This window comes from Photobacterium toruni (genome assembly GCF_024529955.1).
Lineage (GTDB): Bacteria > Pseudomonadota > Gammaproteobacteria > Enterobacterales > Vibrionaceae > Photobacterium > Photobacterium toruni.
Genome location: NZ_AP024854.1, coordinates 1,783,783 through 1,804,232 on the forward strand (window position 1 = coordinate 1,783,783; position 20,450 = coordinate 1,804,232).

Annotated in this window: 18 protein-coding genes; 12 read left to right on the plus strand and 6 right to left on the minus strand. The window is 36.0% G+C overall.

Going from position 1 to position 20,450, the window contains the following annotated elements; all coding sequences use genetic code 11:
* Positions 1-99 precede the first annotated feature (99 nt).
* The 6 genes from OC457_RS08525 (at position 100) to OC457_RS08550 (ending at position 6,904) form a co-directional block, all read left to right on the plus strand.
* A complete protein-coding gene (locus OC457_RS08525) occupies positions 100-663 on the plus strand; it encodes an LON peptidase substrate-binding domain-containing protein (protein WP_080173254.1) in 564 nt (187 codons plus the stop codon).
* 612 nt (positions 664-1,275) lie between these two features.
* Positions 1,276-2,859: an L-lactate permease gene (locus tag OC457_RS08530; protein WP_080173253.1), complete on the plus strand. Its 1,584-nt coding sequence runs from the start codon at positions 1,276-1,278 to the stop codon at positions 2,857-2,859.
* A 96-nt stretch (positions 2,860-2,955) separates the two neighbouring features.
* Positions 2,956-3,675, plus strand: a complete 720-nt coding sequence (locus tag OC457_RS08535; RefSeq protein ID WP_080173252.1) for a (Fe-S)-binding protein — start codon at positions 2,956-2,958, stop codon at positions 3,673-3,675.
* A 12-nt stretch (positions 3,676-3,687) separates the two neighbouring features.
* Positions 3,688-5,103, plus strand: a complete 1,416-nt coding sequence (locus OC457_RS08540) for a LutB/LldF family L-lactate oxidation iron-sulfur protein (RefSeq protein WP_080173251.1) — start codon at positions 3,688-3,690, stop codon at positions 5,101-5,103.
* An 11-nt stretch (positions 5,104-5,114) separates the two neighbouring features.
* Complete coding sequence (locus tag OC457_RS08545; protein WP_080173250.1) at positions 5,115-5,858, plus strand: LutC/YkgG family protein; 744 nt, start codon at positions 5,115-5,117, stop codon at positions 5,856-5,858.
* Between the two features lie 143 nt (positions 5,859-6,001).
* The gene (locus OC457_RS08550; protein ID WP_080173249.1) at positions 6,002-6,904 is read left to right on the plus strand and encodes a LysR family transcriptional regulator; all 903 of its coding nucleotides are present in this window, start codon (positions 6,002-6,004) and stop codon (positions 6,902-6,904) included.
* Here OC457_RS08550 and mlc read toward each other — a convergent pair.
* Positions 6,901-8,115 carry a sugar metabolism global transcriptional regulator Mlc gene (gene mlc / locus OC457_RS08555; RefSeq protein WP_080173248.1) on the minus strand — a complete coding sequence of 405 codons (1,215 nt, stop codon included), beginning with the start codon at positions 8,113-8,115 and terminating at the stop codon, positions 6,901-6,903. The two genes, OC457_RS08550 and mlc, sit on opposite strands and share 4 nt — an antisense overlap.
* A 273-nt stretch (positions 8,116-8,388) precedes the next feature.
* Here mlc and queE point away from each other — a divergent pair, with 273 nt between their 5' ends.
* The 5 genes from queE to OC457_RS08580 all read left to right on the plus strand — a co-directional run bounded on the left by queE (position 8,389) and on the right by OC457_RS08580 (position 14,982).
* On the plus strand, positions 8,389-9,069 hold the full coding sequence (gene queE / locus OC457_RS08560; RefSeq protein WP_162841672.1) for a 7-carboxy-7-deazaguanine synthase QueE: 681 nt from the start codon (positions 8,389-8,391) through the stop codon (positions 9,067-9,069).
* Positions 9,070-9,333: 264 nt separating this feature from the next.
* Complete coding sequence (gene asnS, locus OC457_RS08565; RefSeq protein WP_080173246.1) at positions 9,334-10,734, plus strand: asparagine--tRNA ligase; 1,401 nt, start codon at positions 9,334-9,336, stop codon at positions 10,732-10,734.
* 182 nt (positions 10,735-10,916) lie between these two features.
* Positions 10,917-12,218: a GGDEF domain-containing protein gene (locus OC457_RS08570; protein WP_080173245.1), complete on the plus strand. Its 1,302-nt coding sequence runs from the start codon at positions 10,917-10,919 to the stop codon at positions 12,216-12,218.
* A gap of 118 nt (positions 12,219-12,336) precedes the next feature.
* Positions 12,337-13,617 (plus strand): GGDEF domain-containing protein, encoded by a 1,281-nt coding sequence (locus OC457_RS08575; protein WP_080173244.1) that lies wholly within the window; start codon positions 12,337-12,339, stop codon positions 13,615-13,617.
* A 174-nt stretch (positions 13,618-13,791) separates the two neighbouring features.
* A complete protein-coding gene (locus tag OC457_RS08580) occupies positions 13,792-14,982 on the plus strand; it encodes an amino acid aminotransferase (RefSeq protein WP_080173243.1) in 1,191 nt (396 codons plus the stop codon).
* Positions 14,983-15,059: 77 nt separating this feature from the next.
* Here the strand turns inward: OC457_RS08580 and OC457_RS08585 are convergent, their stop codons facing one another.
* A complete protein-coding gene (locus OC457_RS08585; protein WP_080173242.1) occupies positions 15,060-15,365 on the minus strand; it encodes a hypothetical protein in 306 nt (101 codons plus the stop codon).
* A 199-nt stretch (positions 15,366-15,564) separates the two neighbouring features.
* Complete coding sequence (locus OC457_RS08590) at positions 15,565-15,927, minus strand: MarR family transcriptional regulator (protein WP_080173241.1); 363 nt, start codon at positions 15,925-15,927, stop codon at positions 15,565-15,567.
* Positions 15,928-16,209: 282 nt separating this feature from the next.
* On the opposite strand from OC457_RS08590, the gene OC457_RS08595 reads away from it, so the two are divergent.
* Entirely contained in the window at positions 16,210-16,872 is a 663-nt protein-coding gene (locus tag OC457_RS08595; RefSeq protein WP_080173240.1) for a DUF2982 domain-containing protein, read from the plus strand.
* A gap of 14 nt (positions 16,873-16,886) precedes the next feature.
* On the opposite strand, the gene uhpC is transcribed toward OC457_RS08595, so the two are convergent.
* Genes uhpC through uhpA form a run of 3 tightly spaced genes read right to left on the minus strand, consistent with a single transcriptional unit; the run spans position 16,887 to position 20,372 of the window.
* Positions 16,887-18,170, minus strand: a complete 1,284-nt coding sequence (uhpC, locus tag OC457_RS08600; protein WP_080173239.1) for an MFS transporter family glucose-6-phosphate receptor UhpC — start codon at positions 18,168-18,170, stop codon at positions 16,887-16,889.
* 37 nt (positions 18,171-18,207) lie between these two features.
* Complete coding sequence (uhpB, locus tag OC457_RS08605) at positions 18,208-19,764, minus strand: signal transduction histidine-protein kinase/phosphatase UhpB (protein WP_080173238.1); 1,557 nt, start codon at positions 19,762-19,764, stop codon at positions 18,208-18,210.
* Positions 19,764-20,372 carry a transcriptional regulator UhpA gene (gene uhpA, locus OC457_RS08610; protein WP_080173237.1) on the minus strand — a complete coding sequence of 203 codons (609 nt, stop codon included), beginning with the start codon at positions 20,370-20,372 and terminating at the stop codon, positions 19,764-19,766. Before uhpA ends, uhpB begins: the two co-directional genes overlap by 1 nt.
* Positions 20,373-20,450: the final 78 nt, after the last annotated feature.

Below are 20,450 nucleotides of genomic sequence, written 5' to 3' on the forward strand. Positions count from 1 at the left end.
TCTGCTTATACTCATAAAAGGTCCCGATCAGCATAATAATAATTATATATCGAGCAACTATTTACTTATTATCAATACGTTTTGTTTAGGGTTATTATTATGCAATTACCTCTTTTCCCTGTTGATATTTACTTACTACCTAACGGTATTTGCAAACTATGCATTTATGAGCAACGTTATGTTCGATTAGTTAAACTCGCAGCGACCAATTATCATGGTTTTGGACTATGTATGAAAATTGATGATAATCTTTGTCATTTTGGTACTCGTGTCGTTATTACTGATTTTGATCCGCTACCTAATGGGTTTATGAGTATTACAATTCAAGGGATTGAAATGTTTTTGATCAATAACCATTGGCAAGACAGTGACGACCTATACATTGGTGATACCTCCCCAGTTCCCAATTGGCACAGCAAAAATATTAATTTCATCGATCAAGGTATTTCAGATAATTTGAAGCAACTATTTCAACAACACCCAGAGCATTCTCGCTATTATCCTGAACCAAAATTTGATGATATTACATGGGTATGCCAACGTTGGCTCGAGATTTTACCGTTAGAGGTAAATCAAAAACAATGGTTTATGAGCCGTAATGATTGTACTGCGGCACTCTCTTTCTTACATACAGTAATCGATAGCAATTCATCCTCAGAGTAACATTTCCCCTTTAAAGTTACTGATGAATACCACTTTATTTATGAGCGAATATTTATCATTTTTAATAGAAAATTACATTTACACTTAAAATAGGTTTAATATATGATGAGTTAATTCAATTAATATATTTAAAATATCGTAAATAATATTTTTTATATTTCAAATAACCACGTTAAATGCATTATTAGTCGTCTAAGTTCTAGTATTAGCGTCTAAATAATCATTGTAATGATAATTATTTCTTTTTATTCGTAATTTGATTTTTATTCTTAGAAATAAACACTTAATATATTAGCTTATGTATGCAAATACATTGTTTCCAATAATGATGTAATCAAGCCACCTATTTACACACCTTAAAAACGTAACAACTTGATTTATTGAAAGTATTTAAAAATCTATTTTTTACCGTATATATATTCACGTCACATTTAATTAATAAGTATGATAAATACATAAAAAAAATAGATAGAAAGTTTCTTTTTCCTGCCTACAATAATCTCCCCACTGAGGTAATCAGTATAAAAAATACTATTCACATAGTAATAATAAATAAAAATAAAATTCGTCTATTTGAAAATGGAATGAGACGACTCAGCCAGGGAAATAAACATGCTTAATCTAGCTATATCAGTTATTCCAATTTTATTATTAATTTGGATGATGACTAAAAAAAATGCGCTACCTTCACATGTGGCATTGCCTTTAACTGCATTACTGGTCGGTATATTGCAATTAATTTATTTTGGCACTAGTGGACGTTTATTAACAGCCAACATTATTTCTGGCGCTTTATCAGCACTAACACCAATTTCAATTATTGCTGGTGCGATTTTATTAAATCGTACCCTCTCAATTTCAGGCTGTGAAGATGTCATTAAACAATGGTTAGAAGGTATTAGTAAAAACCAAATTGGTCAGTTAATGATCATTGGCTGGGCGTTTGCTTTCATGATTGAGGGAGCATCAGGATTTGGAACACCAGCGGCAATTGCAGCTCCCATTCTTGTAGGGCTAGGTTTTAACCCATTACGAGTTGCCATGTTAGCATTAGTTATGAATTCTGTGCCGGTCTCTTTTGGTGCAGTAGGAACGCCAACATGGTTTGGGTTTGGTAACTTAGGGCTTTCTGATATTGAATTACTGCATGTGGGTAGCCTATCCGCCATCATGCATACTGCTGCAGCGATTGTTATTCCAGTTATCGCTTTAAAGTTCATTGTTAGCTGGCAACAAATTCGCCGTAATATTATGTTTATTCAGCTTAGTATTTGGTCATGTACGCTACCTTATGTGTGGCTTGCACAGTGGAACTATGAGTTCCCAGCCCTTATTGGCGGTGCCATTGGCTTAACATTATCAATATTTTTTGCACGCTATAACATTGGATTAGAAAAGAAAGAAATAAAGGATACAGAAAAAACAACGGTCGTTTTACCTTTTGGGCGCGTATTTAAAGCGATGGCTCCCACCTTATTACTGATTGTTATTTTAATAGTAACCCGTATTAAACAATTAGGGCTAAAAGGCATGTTAAACGACGCAACACCTATGTGGAATTTCCACTTAGGCTTTGCCGACTTACATATTAGCCAGGCTTTTATTATTCATATTAGTAATATTTTAGGCACCGATACGGCATGGGCATATAAAACATTGTATGTACCTGCATTAATACCTTTTTTCTTGGTTGTTTTTGTCTCAATTCCTTTTTTAAAAATGAACAGACATCAAGTAACAACCGTGTTTAGTGACACAGCATCACGCATTAAAACACCCTTTATCGCCCTTATTGGCGCATTAATTATGGTGAAGTTCATGATGATTGGTGGTGATAACTCACCCATCATGACAACAGGTAACGCATTTGCGCATTTACTGGGAAAAAATTGGCAATATTGTGCCGCTTATTTAGGTGCATTAGGCGCATTTTTCTCAGGATCTGCAACTGTCTCCAATTTAACTTTTGGTGCCATTCAACAAAGCATTGCTCACACCGTCGGCTTGCCAGAAACGACCATTCTAGCGTTGCAATCTGTCGGTGGCGCAATGGGTAATATGGTATGTATTAATAATATTATTGCAGTATCAGCCATACTTGGTATTGCGAATAAAGAAGGTTACATCATTAAACAAACAGTTATCCCTATGATTTTATATGGCGTAATTGTCGCCATAGTGAGTACATTTCTTTAATCATTAAAGAAAATAGATTGGCGTCCTGTATAGCAGACGCCGACCTATAGTTTAACGTCAATATTTCAGGCGCCTTTACGCCATTGGAGCAATAAAATGAAGGTAAACTTTTTTGTCACTTGTCTTGGCGATACCGTAAAAGCAGAAGTTGCTAAAAAGACGGTACAACTGCTTGAGCAATTAGAGTGTGAAGTGATTTTTCCTGAACGCCAAGGGTGTTGTGGTCAACCCGCATTAAACAGCGGTTATATCGAAAAAAGCAAGCCCGCAATGAAAAGCATGATCGAAGCTTTTGAAATAAATGATTATCCAATTGTGACGCCTGCAGGCTCATGTGCGGCTTCTGTAAAGAAATACCCACATTATTTAGAAGATGAACCAGAATGGGCTGCTCGTGCACAAAAAGTAGCCGATCGCTTATTTGAGCTAACTCAATTTGTCGTTCGTCAATTAGGCGTAGAAAATGTTGGCGCTCGCCTTAAAGGTAAAGGCGTTTACCATCCATCTTGTAGCCTTATTCGTAAATTAGGTGTACGTGAAGAGCCTCTTATCTTACTAAATAACGTTGAAGGTCTTGAATTGTTACCCATTGACAACCAAGAAACATGTTGTGGTTTCGGTGGTACATTCTCTGTCAAAATGTCTGAAATTTCAGGTGAAATGGTAACTGAAAAAGTAAAACACATTAGTGCAGTAAAACCTGATTTCTTAATTGGTGCTGATATTAGCTGTTTATTAAATATTGGTGGCCGTATTAGCCGTGAAGGTCAACCTATTAAAGTAATGCACATTGTTGATGTGCTGATGAGTCGTTAAGAGGTCATTATTATGTCAATGAAAACTAGCAACATTAAATTTAAAGATCGTATTCATCTAAAAATGAAAGACGAATCGATGCGTGCAGCTGTTGCCAACGCACAAGAACGAATGTTTAAAAGCCGTGCTGTTGCCGCTGAAAAGCTGGGTAACTGGGAAGAATGGCGTGAAATGGGCATGGATATTCGTAACCATGTACTTGAAAATCTTGATTACTACTTACAACAGCTTAGTGAAAATGTAGAAAAAAATGGTGGGCATGTCTTCTTTGCTGCAACGGCTGAAGACGCCACTAACTACATCGAAACAATTGTAAAGAAAAAGAACGCTAAGAAGATTGTAAAATCTAAATCAATGGTGACTGAAGAAATCGGTATGAACCAGATGATTCAACGCAATAATTGCGAAATCATCGAAACCGATTTAGGCGAATATATTCTACAAGTCGATGATTGTGATGCTCCTTCACACATTGTTGTACCAGCACTGCATAAAAACCGTACTCAAATTCGCGAAGTGTTCAAAGAAAAGCTCGGTTATGATGGTTCATCTGATCCTGAAGCCATGACGCGCTTTGTCCGTGAGCATATTCGTCATGATTTCCTTGAAGCTGAAATCGGTATTACAGGCTGTAACTTTGCGATTGCAGAATCAGGTACCGTAACGCTCGTGACTAACGAAGGTAACGCACGTCTAGCCACCAGCCTGCCAAAAACACATATCGCCGTCATGGGTATGGAGCGTATTGTTCCTACGTTTGAAGAGTTTGATATAATGGCAAGCCTATTGTGTCGTAGTGCTGTTGGTTTACCACTAACGGGTTATGTCACTGCACTAACGGGTCCTCGTGAGGGTGATAACTGTGATGGGCCTGAAGAATTCCATCTCGTTATTGTTGATAACGGCCGTTCTAAAATTTTAGGATCAGCGTTCCGTCCTATTCTACGTTGTATTCGCTGTGCTGCTTGTGTAAATACTTGTCCTGCATACCGTCATCTTGGTGGTCAATCTTACGGTTCAATCTACTCAGGTCCAATTGGTGCTGTACTATCACCATTGCTGGGTGGTTATGAAGATTTTAAAGACTTGCCGAACGCCTGTAGCTTATGTCGCGCTTGTCATGATGTGTGTCCAGTAAAAATCCCATTGTCTGATTTATTACTAAAACACCGCCAAATTATGGGTGAAGAAAAAATCACAGCTCCTGCGGAACGCGCAGCAATTACAGGTTTTAACTTTGTTAACTCTCACCCATTCATCTGGGATAAGACTGTTAAAATCGGCGCAATTATGGCTGGTAAACTAATTAAAGATGGCAAACTACCTTTTAAAGTGGGTTTGCTTAACGCATGGACACAAACTCGTGATTTACCAGCACCAACAGGTCAATCATTCCGTAGCTGGTTCAAAAACAGAGATGACAAATAAGGGGCTTCCGCATGTCAGAGCAACGCATTTTTAACCGCGATAGTTTCCTTGATAATATCGCCAAACAACTTGGTCGTGATCGTATTACTGCACCTGTAGCACGCCCAAATTTAAAATATAACTGCCACAAAGAAGTTTTTGCGGATAAAAGCCAAGATGAATTAAAAACCATTTTAGTTGACTACACAGAAACGACATTAGCCTCTCAAGCCGTTGTTACAACAAAAGAGAAGCTAACAGAAACCCTACGTAATGTATGTTTCCATTATTGTACTGATAATGGTGATGGTTTAAATCCTATCGGAGAAACTATCTTTACCGCAGATAATCGTCTGTTAGATATAGTAAATCCGAAAGATTTAGCAGAAAAGCAACATGGCGTCTACATTTGGGATCAAAGTGCAGGCTATGATGCAAATATTGCAGTTGCAGAACGAGCTAAAGTCGGCGTAGTATTTGCAGAACAAGCTTTAGCTGAATCTGGCACAATGGTACTTTACAGCCAAGCAGCACAAGGTCGAGCAGTAAGTTTGCTCCCTGAAGCTTCTGTATTTATTGTTCCTAAAAGCAATATTGTTCCTCGCTTAACCCAAGCGACAGAACTATTACATCAAAAAGCACAGAATGGTGAGCGTATTCCATCATGTGTGAATTTTATTTCAGGTCCGAGTTCGACTGCAGATATCGAGCTGATCAAAGTTGTTGGTGTGCATGGGCCCGTCTTTGCCACCTACATCATTATTGATGATATGTAATTTTACCTATCACCAATAGTGATAATCAAACTAGCAGGATGCTAGTGGTTAAGCACTTAAACGGGAATATGAAAAAACGCAGTTATCGGACTGCGTTTTTTTTCGCGTATAATTCGCTATAAACCCACTATTGGAATATTGACATGCCAGCTATTGATGATCTCGTCCTTTTTACTCAAGTTATTGAATATGGTTCATTCAGTAAAGTTGCTGAACTAAATAACATAACCAAATCTGTCGTCAGTAAACGTATCAGTAAACTTGAGACCTGTTTAGGCCTACAGCTTATTTACCGAACAACCCGTAAACTAACACTCACAGAACCGGGTGAAGTACTTTATCATCGAGCAAAGAGTATCAGTAACATAGCGCAAACCGCTTTTGATTCAGTCACTGGGTATAGTGAAGCACTCTCTGGTAAAATTCGAATGTCAGTACCAACAATATCAGGTGAACTGGTATTGGCTAATGCTGTCTCTACCTTTTGTGAAAAACACCCTGGCTTAACCGTTGATATGTCACTGAACAATCATTTTGTTGATTTAGTGGCAGATAACTATGATCTCGTGATTCGCACCGGCTCTCTGGAAGATTCAAGCCTTATTGCTCGTCATATTTTTAATTCTCGTTGGGTTATCTGTGCTTCACCCGCTTACTTTGAACAACATGGCATACCTGAAACACCAAAAGCCCTTAATAGTCATAATTGCTTAGGCTATAACCCACAAAGCACCGGCCCTTTTGACTGGCAATTTATTCGTCAAAATAAAATTTACACCCATAAGGTCAGTGGTAACTTTTCATCAGATAACGCAGCTGCATTAAAAAAAGTAGCACTGGCAGGTAATGGTATTGCTTACTTACCCACCTGTCTGGTTTATAGTGAATTACAGCAGGGTCAATTAATTGAGGTATTAGCGGCTCATGCAGGGAAAGTGGTTGGTATTTATGCAGTTTATCCTTACACCCGCAAACCGGCTAAACGGATTCAAGCACTTATTGAACATATTCGAGAAAGCTATATGGAAATTAAAGAACAATTTTAACCATCAATTAGTTTCATCAATAAATGTCCGTCATAAAGAGCTTGTTTTACCAACGCCGCACCAGGCATGGTTGCTTGAGTGTAAAAACGACTTTCTTGAAGTTCGAGATCACGATTATAAATAGGCAATGTTTGAGCGATAACACATTCCATAATAGCAGGATATAATACTGATTTAGCTCGATTTAATTCACCACCGATTAAGATCCGCTGCGGATTAAATAGATTGACCATAATTGCTATCGCTTGACCAAGGTGATGCCCCAAATCAGTAATAATTTGGTTCGCAAGGGGATCACCAGCAACCGCAGCATCACAAATAGACTCAATTGTTAGGGTTGATGTTGTTAATACTGATGGGTGTCCATCTTGTAAACAAATCAATGTTTGATCTAAAACGGCAGATAAACTTGCCACGGTTTCTAAACACCCATGATTACCGCAAAAACAGCGTTTACCATAAGGTTTAATCTGAATATGACCTAGTTCACCAACATTACCAGTTCGCCCTTGAAGTACCGCATCATCTAAAATAATTCCAGCGCCAACGCCATGATGTACTGAAACTAAAATAGAATTTGATATACCACGTGAATTACCAAATAGTTTTTCAGCTAATGCCCATGAACGAGTATCATTGCCAACAAAAACAGGTAATCCTGTCGCCTGATGAAGAATATCACTCAATGGTAAATTTTCTATCGTATAGTGTGGCATTTGTAAAACAATACCGTCATCAGCATTTACAAGCCCAGGTAATGAAACCGCAATAGCCGAAATACGATCAATCGCACTAACATGATTAGCAAAAAACACATTAATTTCAGTCAATAATTTAGCAACAACATCATCTTGCTGCAGTTGATGAATATTTTGTCTTTCTTCAACTAAAATCTCACCACTTAACGAATGTAAAGCAATCGTCAAATAGCCTCGGCCTAATCGAATTGATAAAAATTGCCAACCTTCATTTGCAGGGACAAGTCCAATAGCGGGTCGTCCTCGACTCGTTGACTCCTGATCTTGCGTTTCTTTTATCAAATGAGCATCAATCAATTCACGAGTAATCTTGGTAATACTTGCTGGTGCTAATTGACTACGTTTAGATAATTCAATCCGTGAAATAGGTCCGTACAGATCAATAAGTTTATATACGCTCCCGGCATTATTTCTTTTTATATGATCAATATGACCTGGCTGAGCGACATACATGTCGATACTCCTAGAGAAAAAACAGCAATAAATAGTATTCGTTTTGCAATTTTTTTACTTTGCGAACTAATTGTGAAGCATCTTGTACTCAGGACGTGACAGACATCACGAGGAATCCCTAAAGACTTCCGCTTTCGCTTCTGACATAATGATAAATCGGCATTTCGCCGAGTATAATTTCAATTAGTAAATTTAATCTCTTCGGCACTTTAGCCCAGCATCACTCACAAGTGACACCTAGGTTATAATGGCAAAAAGTAACGATATGAGAATATGAGGTTTTACGTGTACAAAATTAATGAAGTCTTCGAAACCATTCAAGGTGAAGGTGTATTCACTGGTGTTCCTGCTATTTTTGTTCGTTTACAAGTCTGCCCTGTTGGCTGTTCATGGTGTGATACTAAACAAACATGGACAGCTGAAACTGAAGATTTAGTCAGCGTTGAACGTATTATGGTTAAAACAGAAGACTCCCCACTTTGGACACAACTTGATGCAAATGGCATTATTAAGCTATTAATTGTTCAAGGCTATACGGCTAAACATGTGGTGATCACTGGTGGTGAGCCGTGTATTTATGACCTTCGTCCACTGACAATTGCTTTAGAAAAAGCCGGGTTTAACTGCCAAATTGAAACCAGTGGTACCTCAGAGATTTTAGCCAGTGATCAAACATGGGTTACGGTATCACCTAAAATCAATATGAAAGCAAAGCTGCCAGTACTACCTTCGGCGTTAGCACGTGCAAATGAGATCAAGCATCCAGTTGGAACACATAAAGACATTGAACAATTAGACACTTTATTAGCGCCAGTAACACTACGTAATGATGTCACAATAGCACTGCAACCTATCAGTCAAAAATCGCGAGCAACAGAACTATGCATTGCAACATGTATCGCGCGTAATTGGCGTTTATCGATCCAAACTCATAAATATCTAGCGATTGCTTAACCCTAAATATTTTTATCTTTCGCTATAGCATCTACAAATAACAAGGCAATGATAAGACCTATATTTACTTATCATTGCCAAAGTGATCATTTCTTAACCACCATTCAGTATAAATTTCCACTTTCCCACATCAATTTGTCAATCTAATGAGATCAGTACTTGATGCTTGACGTAAGAAAGGTAATATTACTTACACAACGATATCTTTAAGCACGTAATACTTTAATTCCAAAGTGAAGTGCCTAAACGGAGAATAACTTAAACATGACTTACGCGCCTGTAACAGACGTATTAAGCGGTAAACTCGCTATCGACAGTGAAGTCACTGTTCGCGGTTGGGTTCGCTCACGTCGTGATTCCAAAGCTGGAATTTCTTTCCTTGCCATTTATGACGGCTCTTGTTTCGACCCGATTCAGGCCGTGGTCTCTAATGAGTTAAATAATTATCAAGAAGAAGTACTAAAATTAACAACGGGTTGCTCTGTTGAAGTCACTGGTACAATTGTTGCTTCTCCTGCTAAAGGTCAAGATTTCGAATTAGCAGCAACAGCCGTTAAAGTTGTTGGCTGGGTAGAAGATGCTGAAACATACCCAATGGCTAAAACACGCCACTCTATTGAGTATTTACGTGAAGTTGCGCATCTACGCCCACGCACTAACGTAATTGGTGCTGTAGCCCGTGTTCGTAACTGCCTATCTCAAGCTATTCACCGTTTCTATCACGAGCAAGGCTTCATTTGGATGTCTGCGCCACTTATCACAGCGTCTGACTGTGAAGGTGCTGGTGAAATGTTCCGTGTGTCTACGCTAGATATGGCAAATTTGCCAATGACAGACAAAGGTGAAGTGGATTTTGACAAAGACTTCTTTGGCAAAGAAACATTCCTTACTGTATCTGGTCAATTAAATGCTGAAACGTATGCATGTGCACTAAGCAAAGTATACACATTTGGTCCAACTTTCCGTGCAGAAAACTCAAACACCAGTCGTCACCTTGCTGAATTCTGGATGGTTGAGCCTGAAGTTGCTTTTGCTGATCTCAACGATGTAGCAAAACTGGCTGAAGATATGCTGAAATATGTATTTAAAGCCGTACTTGAAGAGCGTCGTGACGATCTTGAATTCTTTGCTTCTCGCATTGATAAAGATGTTATCACTCGCCTAGAGCAATTTGTAACGTCTGATTTTGCACAAGTAGACTACACTGATGCAATCAAGATTCTTCAAGATTCTGGCCGTCAGTTTGAGAACGATGTTGAGTGGGGCATTGATATGTCTTCTGAGCACGAGCGTTTCCTTGCTGAGCAACACTTCAAAGCACCAGTAATTGTGAAGAACTATCCAAAAGACATCAAAGCGTTCTACATGCGTATGAACGAAGATGGTAAGACTGTTGCGGCAATGGATGTACTTGCACCAGGTATCGGTGAAATCATCGGTGGTTCACAGCGTGAAGAACGTCTTGAACAACTTGATGCGCGTATGATCGAAATGGGTTTAAACCCTGAACACATGGGCTGGTACCGCGATTTACGTCGTTATGGTTCAGTACCACACTCAGGTTTTGGTCTAGGCTTTGAGCGTCTAGTCTCTTACGTAACGGGTATGAGCAACATCCGTGACGTAATTCCATTCCCACGTACTCCTCGCTCTGCAAACTTCTAAGTACTCAATGTAATTAGTTATAAAAAACCATCTTCGGATGGTTTTTTCTTTAGGTTTAGTAGAAAATATAGAATAATCTAATAGAATCAGTCTTAAATCCTGAAAATGATTTATAAATATTGTATTAATTCTATAAATGGATTAAATTCATAAAAAATAATACAAATAATGAAGTCTTTCATATGAAAAAAAAACAAAAAGATATCAATAAGCACTCCATTCTCGTATTAAAAACTTTTTCTTTGCTTTTTTTTATATTCTCTAGTTTCTATCTTATTTACAATATTTATCATCTTGAAAAATTTCAGCGGCGTTATATTGCTCGAATTCAAAATGTATATTCATATACCCGTCGGTTTGGCTCGTATTATAATAACGCTCCAGAAGAATATAAGATAAAAAATCATTATAAAACAAATAATGTTTCATTAATTGTTAATACAACAAGTAACGTCAAAACGCTTTCGAGTGGTATAGAAAAATTACGTTTACAATTAAATCGTCTTACAGATAATAATATATGGACCATTGCTGTCTTTGAAAACCCAGCAGATTATGCGCATTTTGATCCGATTCGACCACAATATTTAACCCAGTTTGATGAATATGGCGAAAATTCGGTTATGCATCGTATCGTTCAACGAGAAAACCTCGAGAATACTTATCAATCATTTTATGGATGTAATCTCAAACTGACAGAAAGCTATACTGAAACAGGTTCAAAGGTTGAAATTAGAACCCTTTACTACCCTATTTATAACAATAAACATCTTGATGCATTAATTGCGATTGATATAAAAAATGATATTCTTTCTAATGAGCTACAACGTTATAATGACACTCATTTAACTATCCTCAACTCTAATAAAACGGGTAATATTTATAAAATAGAAGAATTATTACCTTGCTCACAATTAAATCCAATTAATATTGGTATTAGTTTATTTTCTATTTTTAAATTAGCCTTTATCCCAGCTTTAATATTAAGCTTTTTATCTAACTCTTTTAAACGTTATTTTATTAAAAAAAGATATGCGATTCAGCGTGATCATATGACAAGATTTTATCGTCGCGATTTTTATGAAAAAAAATTATTAAAGCAACGTAATTTTAATCTATTAATTATTGATATCGATAATTTTAAAAAAATTAATGATACCTATGGTCATGATATGGGTGATGAAGTAATTCGTCATCTTGCAATACGCATTAATAATTGTATTCGTAAAAAAGATGTTCCAATTCGTTGGGGTGGAGAAGAATTTATTATTTATTTTCCTAAAATTGATCGTCAACAATTGCATTTTAAAGCACAAAAAATCTGTCGCTCTATCGCATCTTTACCTATATTAAATCTTAATGTTACAGTGTCAATTGGTGGTATATCAGCTACAAATATATATTTTAACGATGCTTATAAAGGTGCAGATAAAGCTCTATATCATTCAAAGAATAATGGTAGAAATCAATATACTATTGCCTAAAATATATTTCATTTCTATGGATTAAAAATATTTATGGTTAAGATGTATATATTTCACTTTAATTTTCAAAAAAGACCATATAGAATATAATGTTGTATTTTAATATCTATGGATAACAATGACTGTAAATGGTTTTTTAAAAAAAATATTCGTCTACTTAAAGCTATTTACTTTATTTTTTATGCTATGTTCTTTTTCATATTATATTTATAATATATATCATATTGAAAAATTACAAAATATGTATATCCGTACATTAAATAATGTTTATTCTGTTGCTCGTCGTTTCGGGTCTTTTTATAATAATACAGACACAGTCGCCTTAGATAAAGGAACATATATTTTTAATGGTGTCTCAGTCGTTGTCAACACGCCAACCAAAGCAAAAATATTATCCAAAGGTATCAATAAATTACGCGAAAAAATCAATGACCTTACTGATGATAATACATGGACAGTAGCTGTTTTTGAAACATCATCAGATTATTCACATTTTGACCCTCTCAGACCTGCTTATTTAAATGGATATGATAAAATAGCTATTAATACTATTGTTAAGAGTGAAGACTTGATAGATACTTATCGTTCATTCTATGGCTGTAATATAAAATTAACTGATATATATAAAGAGACTGGAACTGATAAAATAATTCGTACGATTTATTATCCAATTTATAATAATAAAAAATTAGACTCTTTATTAGCAATAGATATTAAAAATTCTGCATTTAGTAATATATTAACTACATTTAATAATAAAAATATGACAATTATTAGTATGGATAATAATAATATTTACCATACAAGTGAATTATTACCCTGCTCAACAGTTAATCCTATTAACTTAGGGCTTAATTTATTTACTCTTTTAAAAGCGACCTTTGTGCCGTCTCTTTTATTAATGCTTTTATATCATTCATTAATACAACTTATTGCTAATAAACAATTTATTTTACGATATGACCAAATGACACGTTTTTATCGCCGTGATTATTATGAAAGTAAATTACTTAATCAACATAACTTCAATTTACTAATTATCGATATTGATCATTTTAAAAATGTAAATGATACTTATGGTCATGAAGTTGGTGATGATGTTATTCGTACTGTCACTAAACGTATTAATAATTGTATTCGAAAAAAGGATATTGCAATTCGTTGGGGAGGTGAAGAGTTTATATTATCATTTACTAATATGAGTAAAGAACAACTAAAAATAAAAGCGCAGAAAATATGCGATGCGATCTCTCTCTGTCCTATTTTAGATATGAATATTACTGTTTCTATTGGTGGAATTAGTACAACTAATATGCATTTTAATGAAGCCTATAAAGCAGCAGATCAAGCCCTTTATTATTCTAAAAATAATGGGCGTAATCAAGCAACTATTATTTAAGTACTCATAAGGTGAGTTCAATACAAACAATATAATGAATTTTCACTTACAATCATAAAAATGCAATAAAAAAACATAACTATAAAGTCATAAATTTGTGACATCCTCTTGTCAACCTTCCATCACTAAGGGTATAAATAGATATAACTCTTTAACTACCCATGGATGATCGATATGTTTGAAAAGATTGTAGCAGCCCCCGCAGACCCTATTCTCGGTTTAACAGATGATTTTAAAGCTGATCCTAGAACACATAAAATTAACCTTGGTGTGGGTATTTATAAAAATGAAGCAGGTAATACTCCGGTATTAGACACAGTAAAAAAAGCAGAAGCCATTCTATTAGCACAAGAAACAACAAAATCTTATCTAAGCATTCCTGGAACGCCTGAATACGGCCTCGCAGTGCAGCAACTACTTTTCGGTGCTGATTCTACTCTTATTGCTGAGAAACGTGTTCAGACTGCACAAGCGCCTGGTGGTACAGGAGCATTACGTGTTGCTGCTGAATTTATTAAACGTCAGCTTGGCGATGTTACGGTTTGGATCAGTAACCCTACATGGGCAAACCATCATGGTGTCTTTGGAGCAGCAGGTTTAGCGACAAAGACTTACGGTTACTACAATGCCCAAACAAAAGATATCGATTTTGAAGCAATGATTGCTGATTTAAACCAAGCTCAAATTGGGGATGTAGTTTTATTCCACGGTTGCTGCCATAATCCAACAGGTATTGATCCAACTAATCAGCAATGGCAAACACTTGCAAAGCTCTGCCTAGAAAAAGAATTACTACCAATGTTTGACTTTGCTTATCAAGGCTTTGCTCGAGGTGTTGAAGAAGATGCACAAGGGCTACGTATCTTTGCTGATCAAATGCCAGAGCTACTCGTTGCTAGCTCATTCTCTAAAAACTTTGGACTTTACAATGAGCGTGTCGGTGCCTTTACCTTAGTTGCAAAAAATACTGAACAAGCCGTTATTTCTTTCAGTCAAGTAAAATCTATTGCACGTGTTATTTATTCAAATCCTCCAGCTCACGGCGCAGCCATTGTGACACAAATTCTAAACGATGCTGTGCTGCGGGCTGAATGGGAACAGGAAGTCGCAGAAATGCGTGATCGTATTCAAGAAATGCGCGTATTATTTGTAGCGACACTAAAACAATGTGGTGTTGATACAGACTTTAGTTTTATTGAACACCAAAATGGTATGTTCTCTTTTTCAGGGCTCAATTTAGATCAAGTAAAACGACTAAAAGATGAATTTGCTATCTATATTGTTGGCTCTGGCCGTATCAGTGTTGCTGGTATGACCAAATCAAATATGCTTCCATTATGTCAAGGTATTGCTGCTGTTTTATAATCGGTAATCGTTATAAAATATAATCACAAAAAAGAGGATATATATCCTCTTTTTTAACTATCATGATACAAATAATATTAACCAGATTTATTCAATGGCAATATATTACAATAAAGATCATGTTCATAATGCTTCTCTAATTGCTTACGCCAAGGCCGCTCTGATATTGGTACAAGATAAAACATTTCTCTTGTCGTATCTGTTACAAATGCCATTCCATGCCGCATCACTTCATAATGGATATCATGAATATAACCGAGAGAAAAACTTTGCCTCCCTGTCAACATATTAATATCTTCACGACTAAGGGATACTCCCTGTTTTTCTTCTGCAAACCGTTCAAGTAGCCAACCAGAAAATTCCTTTGCACTTATCATCGTCATAAGATCATTTTCTCCGAATTCTGCGTACTCCTTGAGAATTACTCTCCATGTTAATAGTTATAGCAGAGTAAAAAAAAGTCGCCTCTTTTATGTCTTAAATATAAGAATAGGATAAATGATAACAATGGTATACGGTGAAAAAAAATAATAACTAGACAAAGATACACCCGCTTCTTAGAGAGAAGCGGATTAACCTAACTTAAAGAGCTTTATAGAATACTTTATTCCCTGCCAATTGAATACGCTCAACCAATCCTTCTTCTGTTAGTTTTTTTAATGCACCTGTAGCCCAAGCTGCGGCTTTAGCCTCTTCTTGACCTGCTTGTAGACCAATACCCTTTGGATTTAACCCATCTGCATGGCTTACAACAATATCCAATACTTGTTGTTGCTTAGGTGTTAACGTTACAACTGACTTAGAAACAATATTTTTGGCAATTACTGGCGTATCAATAACTAATTCAACGTCTGATATCTTTTGAACTGCAAAGACTGTATTGCTTAAAAGAGGTTTCTGTTTATGCAGTTTACGTTGAACATTACGCTTGTGAGAAATTCTCATTAATTTTTTACTCCATTACAGTACTTTCTGATCTCCACATTTTCAGCAAGAAAAAGTGAGCGCGTTTTATAACAAAGTTATTTATCAATTACCAGTAAACGATTATTTATTCATCAATAAATAATCGTTTACCTACAAGAAAACATTAATTTATAATGATTTTTGTCATTATCAATAAAAATAGACTCAATATTTACATCAACATTCTTCTTTAGAATATACATCTATAATATATATTTAATCATAATGCTAATACTTCAAATAATGTTTCAGGAGTCCGTAATGGAAACACTTCATATTCATACGGAAAAACTAACTACAAAACATTTTGTTTGGATAATAATAATATTCTCTATTCTCACTTTTGTGTTATTAAGCTATTTTAATGCACAATTATCAACAATAAGTCTCTTAATAATCACTCTTTCATTAGGAAGTATCTTGTTATTAATCAAGATGTTCCTCAATCCGTCGACCCTAAGCTTTACATTGACTTTTATGCATTGCCAATTTCATAGTCGTTATGGTGGTTGGACAACAACATGGCATAATATTGTACAAATAGATAATGTCACCTTAGCATCTCACGGGTGGCATTCCCCGTTACCTTGGATTGGTATCCAATTAAAAAATTATGATGATTTTATTCGCAATATCTGTCCTCGTGTCGCTTCAAGAATATTACTGGAACAACGTATTTTACTCGTAATGGAGCTAAAGCAAAATGAACACCCAACCCACCAACTTGAAGATATATTATTTGACGATTCACCTTTTATTACTCAAGACGGTGAACGATTTATAGGGCTAAAAGCAATGCTTGCTAATCGAATGCGTTATAATCGTGAATTACTTGGCTTTGATTTTTTTATTGCTGATGACGTTCTTGATCGTCCCTTAAATGACTTTATAGGCTTATTACGTCGTTATAAAGCTGCTGCCTAATCTAAAAATAATCATCATGAAGAAGATGTTTGAGCTTTAAGAAAAGGCAATAATAACAATCCAATTAACGCCGCAGCGACTGAAATTACTACAAAGAAACCAGTCCAATGATAATACTTCATAATAATCGCCAATGGATATCCAGCTAAAGCCGCCCCCATATAGGCAAATAAGCCAACAAAACCAGTAGCAGCGCCAACTGAATCTTTATGAGAGCACTCAGCAGCAGCCATGCCGATTAGCATTTGTGGACCAAATACAAAAAATCCTATCGCAAAAAAACACCCCGCCTGTAAAATATAACTAGTGACAGGCATTAGCCACAGAGCTGCAACAGCTAAAAAAATACCCATTGAGAATAATAAAATCATTGGCCCTCGATTACCGCCAAATAATTTATCAGAGCCCCACCCACCCACTAATGATCCTAAAAAGCCACCAATTTCAAATAATGACAAGGCGCCATTAGCTGATAACAAACTATAATGATGCTGTTCCGTTAAATAAATATTTCCCCAATCATTAATAGCGGTCCGAACGATATAAACCAAGACATAACTCATCGCTAGTAACCATAAATATTTATTAGTCAGCACATATTTAAATAAAACTTGTCGTTGTGTAAGGCCTATTCCTTCATTCTCTTGTGCTATTTCAAGATAATCATGACGCCATAACCCGACACTTGGTAACCCCATCGCTATTGGTTTATTTCGCAATCGCCAACATAAACCAAGGCCAATCACAATTGCTATGACACCTGGAATAAAGAACCCATAACGCCAACCGTAATGTACGGTTAAAAAACCGACTAACAATGGAATAAATGCCCCACCAACATTATGCGCAGTATTCCAACATGACCACCATAGCCCACGTTCAGAGCGAGAATACCACGTTGTTAATAGCTTAGAGCAAGCTGGCCACCCCCATCCTTGAAACCATGCATTTGCTATCCACAATAACGTAAACGCAGAGATAGAGCTGGAGAAACCAAAACAAATATTTATAATACCTGTTGCGATTAACCCTATTCCCATAAAATAGCGAGGATTAGAACGATCGGATATCATACCTGAAATGAATTTTGAGCACCCATAAGTCAGATAAAATAATGTACCCATCAACCCTATATCGGCTTTATCCCAACCTAAATCAGTGATCATTGTTGGCATTGCATATGTGAAGTTTTTACGCGTTAAATAAAATCCAGCATAACCAATATACATACTAATCATGATATGCAAACGCCAATATTTATAGCGTTGATCAACTGCTGAATCTAATAAAACGGCCATGTGATACCTGATTATATAAAGAAATTAAAGATTATTATTATGCTAACGGTAAAATAATTACCAATGTCGTACCTGTATTTGTAACTTGTTTTTGTGACATATTTTCTTGAGAACTATCACTATAACGACTCACGATAGAGCACTGCCCACCTAATATTTCAACTCGCTCACGAATACCTCGAAGACCAAAACCTTTAAATGCATCTTCTGCTTTAAAGCCAACACCATTATCTTCAATTTGTAATCTGATTTGTTGATCAATTTGCAATTCAATAATAACTTCAGTTGCATGTGAATACTTAGCAATATTATTTAATGCTTCTTGGCATATCCGATATAGCGTTACACTTGTAGTATCACACAATAGTGGCTGATGATGTCCCCATGCCATTGCAACATCAATCCCCTTTTCTTCTAACTCTAAATCACACACAACTTGCTCTACAGCTTTCGCTAAACCAAGATCATCTAATGTTTTGGGACGTAAGCGTGATAATAAACCTTTGGTTGTATCATAAATATTAAGTGATAGTTGTTCGATAGTAGATGCACATTGCTGGGTTACTGGTGCTATTTCAACCCGTTTTAAAATACTGGCTTGCATTCTAATTGCAGTAATATTTTGACCTATTTCATCGTGTAATTCTCTTGCTACATCTCGCCTTACTGATTCTTCTGTCTTAATTAATTGGCGAGATAAAACCTGATTTCGACCTAACTCAGATGATAATTTAATATTAAGATCACGCTGATGTTGAATACCTAAGCCTAACAAAATTCCAGTTAAACTTTGTGCTGATAGCGATAATAATAAATCTGTAACTTCCATATTACTGACATTACTTCGAGCAGCAATTAATGCAATACTGTTTAATAATGTACCCAGTAATGCACCTTGCCACCCATGTCGAAATGCAAACACAATAATAGGTATTGCTAAACAGAATGGCGCAAAACGACTTAATTCATCAGGTAAGTTCACTTGCAATAAAATATTAGTAAGGAAAAGTAATACATATAAAAATAAGTCGCGATGACGTAATTCTAATGGTCGAGAAATAAGAGCAACTGTTAATGGGATCCATGACCGATTAAATAAAAAGCTCCATACTAAATAACATGTTGGTACTAACATTAAGCCACCAGTAATACTAATAAGGAAAATCATTCCTATTGGTAATAATGGTATTTTAACAATAGTTCCAAAACCTATAACCAGTACACCATTAACTATCGCTGTTGCTATAATAGCTATCGCCATAACGAATAGCTGTCGCCATTGTTCGCCATAATAATAACGTCGAGCAACTAATAATATCGGCCATGATAGACTACTTGCAATTAAAATCGGCCACCAAGGTAAGTCATTAAGGGCTTTTGCCAATAAAAATATTAAGCCCCATTCTGCACTATAAATAACAAACCAATAACGAGTTGCTGTATGTAATGTTATTCCTAATCGTAATGCGAACGGGAAAAATAAAATAGCGAGTGCAGGATCACCTAAAAAATAAAAAGCAATAACCCAGAGACAAAACCAGCTACAAATAAAAAAAGAACATCCACCTACTGATGTCAATATATAATAGCGCATTATAATATTTCTAATGGGAAATACTTAACTAACTCAACATTATTACTAACATTTAATTTTTCCATTGCATTAGCACGATGTACATGAACGGTTTTATGACTCAAACCTAATTCAACAGCGACCGCTTTAACATCTAAACCTGACGCAAGCATTTCACTAATTTGACGTTCACGTTTTGTTAAACATGCAACAGATTGTTGATAAGGATCCGTTGTCTCTAATTGCATTTTGATATCAGATGCTAAATAACATTCGCCTTTTGCAACTGTCCGTACGGCTTGAATTAGTTCATCAGGACTACAACGCTTACTTAAATATCCTTTTGCTCCCGTTGCTAATGCTTTATTTACTACCGTTGCTGAATCGTGCACGCTCAGCATAATACAACAGGTCTTGTCTGCTAAATCCTCAAGCAAAACTAGCCCACTTTCATTTGGCATTGAAATATCAATTATGCAAACATTAACGGCTTGCTTAGCTAATCCACTACGTGCTTCTTGTGCTGAACTAAATTGACCCGCCACTTTCATATCAGGCTCTAACGACAATAATTGAGCAAAACCAGAACGAACAATGACATGATCATCCACTAAAGCGACTGTAATCATAACAAAACATACCCATAAACATTAAAACAACAAAAGCCACTGTTAATAAAATCAACAGTGGTTATTCATTTAATCTAT

What these genes read in the sequence shown, in the direction of transcription:
- OC457_RS08570 (WP_080173245.1), top strand. Translation starts at nt 10,917, where the DNA reads ATGAAAAAAAAACAAAAAGATATCAATAAGCACTCCATTCTCGTATTA.
- OC457_RS08535 (WP_080173252.1), top strand. Translation starts at nt 2,956, where the DNA reads ATGAAGGTAAACTTTTTTGTCACTTGTCTTGGCGATACCGTAAAAGCA.
- uhpC (WP_080173239.1), bottom strand. Translation starts at nt 18,170, where the DNA reads ATGGCCGTTTTATTAGATTCAGCAGTTGATCAACGCTATAAATATTGG.
- OC457_RS08590 (WP_080173241.1), bottom strand. Translation starts at nt 15,927, where the DNA reads ATGAGAATTTCTCACAAGCGTAATGTTCAACGTAAACTGCATAAACAG.
- OC457_RS08585 (WP_080173242.1), bottom strand. Translation starts at nt 15,365, where the DNA reads ATGACGATGATAAGTGCAAAGGAATTTTCTGGTTGGCTACTTGAACGG.
- mlc (WP_080173248.1), bottom strand. Translation starts at nt 8,115, where the DNA reads ATGTATGTCGCTCAGCCAGGTCATATTGATCATATAAAAAGAAATAAT.
- OC457_RS08575 (WP_080173244.1), top strand. Translation starts at nt 12,337, where the DNA reads ATGACTGTAAATGGTTTTTTAAAAAAAATATTCGTCTACTTAAAGCTA.
- OC457_RS08540 (WP_080173251.1), top strand. Translation starts at nt 3,688, where the DNA reads ATGTCAATGAAAACTAGCAACATTAAATTTAAAGATCGTATTCATCTA.
- OC457_RS08525 (WP_080173254.1), top strand. Translation starts at nt 100, where the DNA reads ATGCAATTACCTCTTTTCCCTGTTGATATTTACTTACTACCTAACGGT.
- OC457_RS08595 (WP_080173240.1), top strand. Translation starts at nt 16,210, where the DNA reads ATGGAAACACTTCATATTCATACGGAAAAACTAACTACAAAACATTTT.
- queE (WP_162841672.1), top strand. Translation starts at nt 8,389, where the DNA reads ATGAGGTTTTACGTGTACAAAATTAATGAAGTCTTCGAAACCATTCAA.
- uhpB (WP_080173238.1), bottom strand. Translation starts at nt 19,764, where the DNA reads ATGCGCTATTATATATTGACATCAGTAGGTGGATGTTCTTTTTTTATT.
- OC457_RS08550 (WP_080173249.1), top strand. Translation starts at nt 6,002, where the DNA reads ATGCCAGCTATTGATGATCTCGTCCTTTTTACTCAAGTTATTGAATAT.
- OC457_RS08545 (WP_080173250.1), top strand. Translation starts at nt 5,115, where the DNA reads ATGTCAGAGCAACGCATTTTTAACCGCGATAGTTTCCTTGATAATATC.
- asnS (WP_080173246.1), top strand. Translation starts at nt 9,334, where the DNA reads ATGACTTACGCGCCTGTAACAGACGTATTAAGCGGTAAACTCGCTATC.
- uhpA (WP_080173237.1), bottom strand. Translation starts at nt 20,372, where the DNA reads ATGATTACAGTCGCTTTAGTGGATGATCATGTCATTGTTCGTTCTGGT.
- OC457_RS08580 (WP_080173243.1), top strand. Translation starts at nt 13,792, where the DNA reads ATGTTTGAAAAGATTGTAGCAGCCCCCGCAGACCCTATTCTCGGTTTA.
- OC457_RS08530 (WP_080173253.1), top strand. Translation starts at nt 1,276, where the DNA reads ATGCTTAATCTAGCTATATCAGTTATTCCAATTTTATTATTAATTTGG.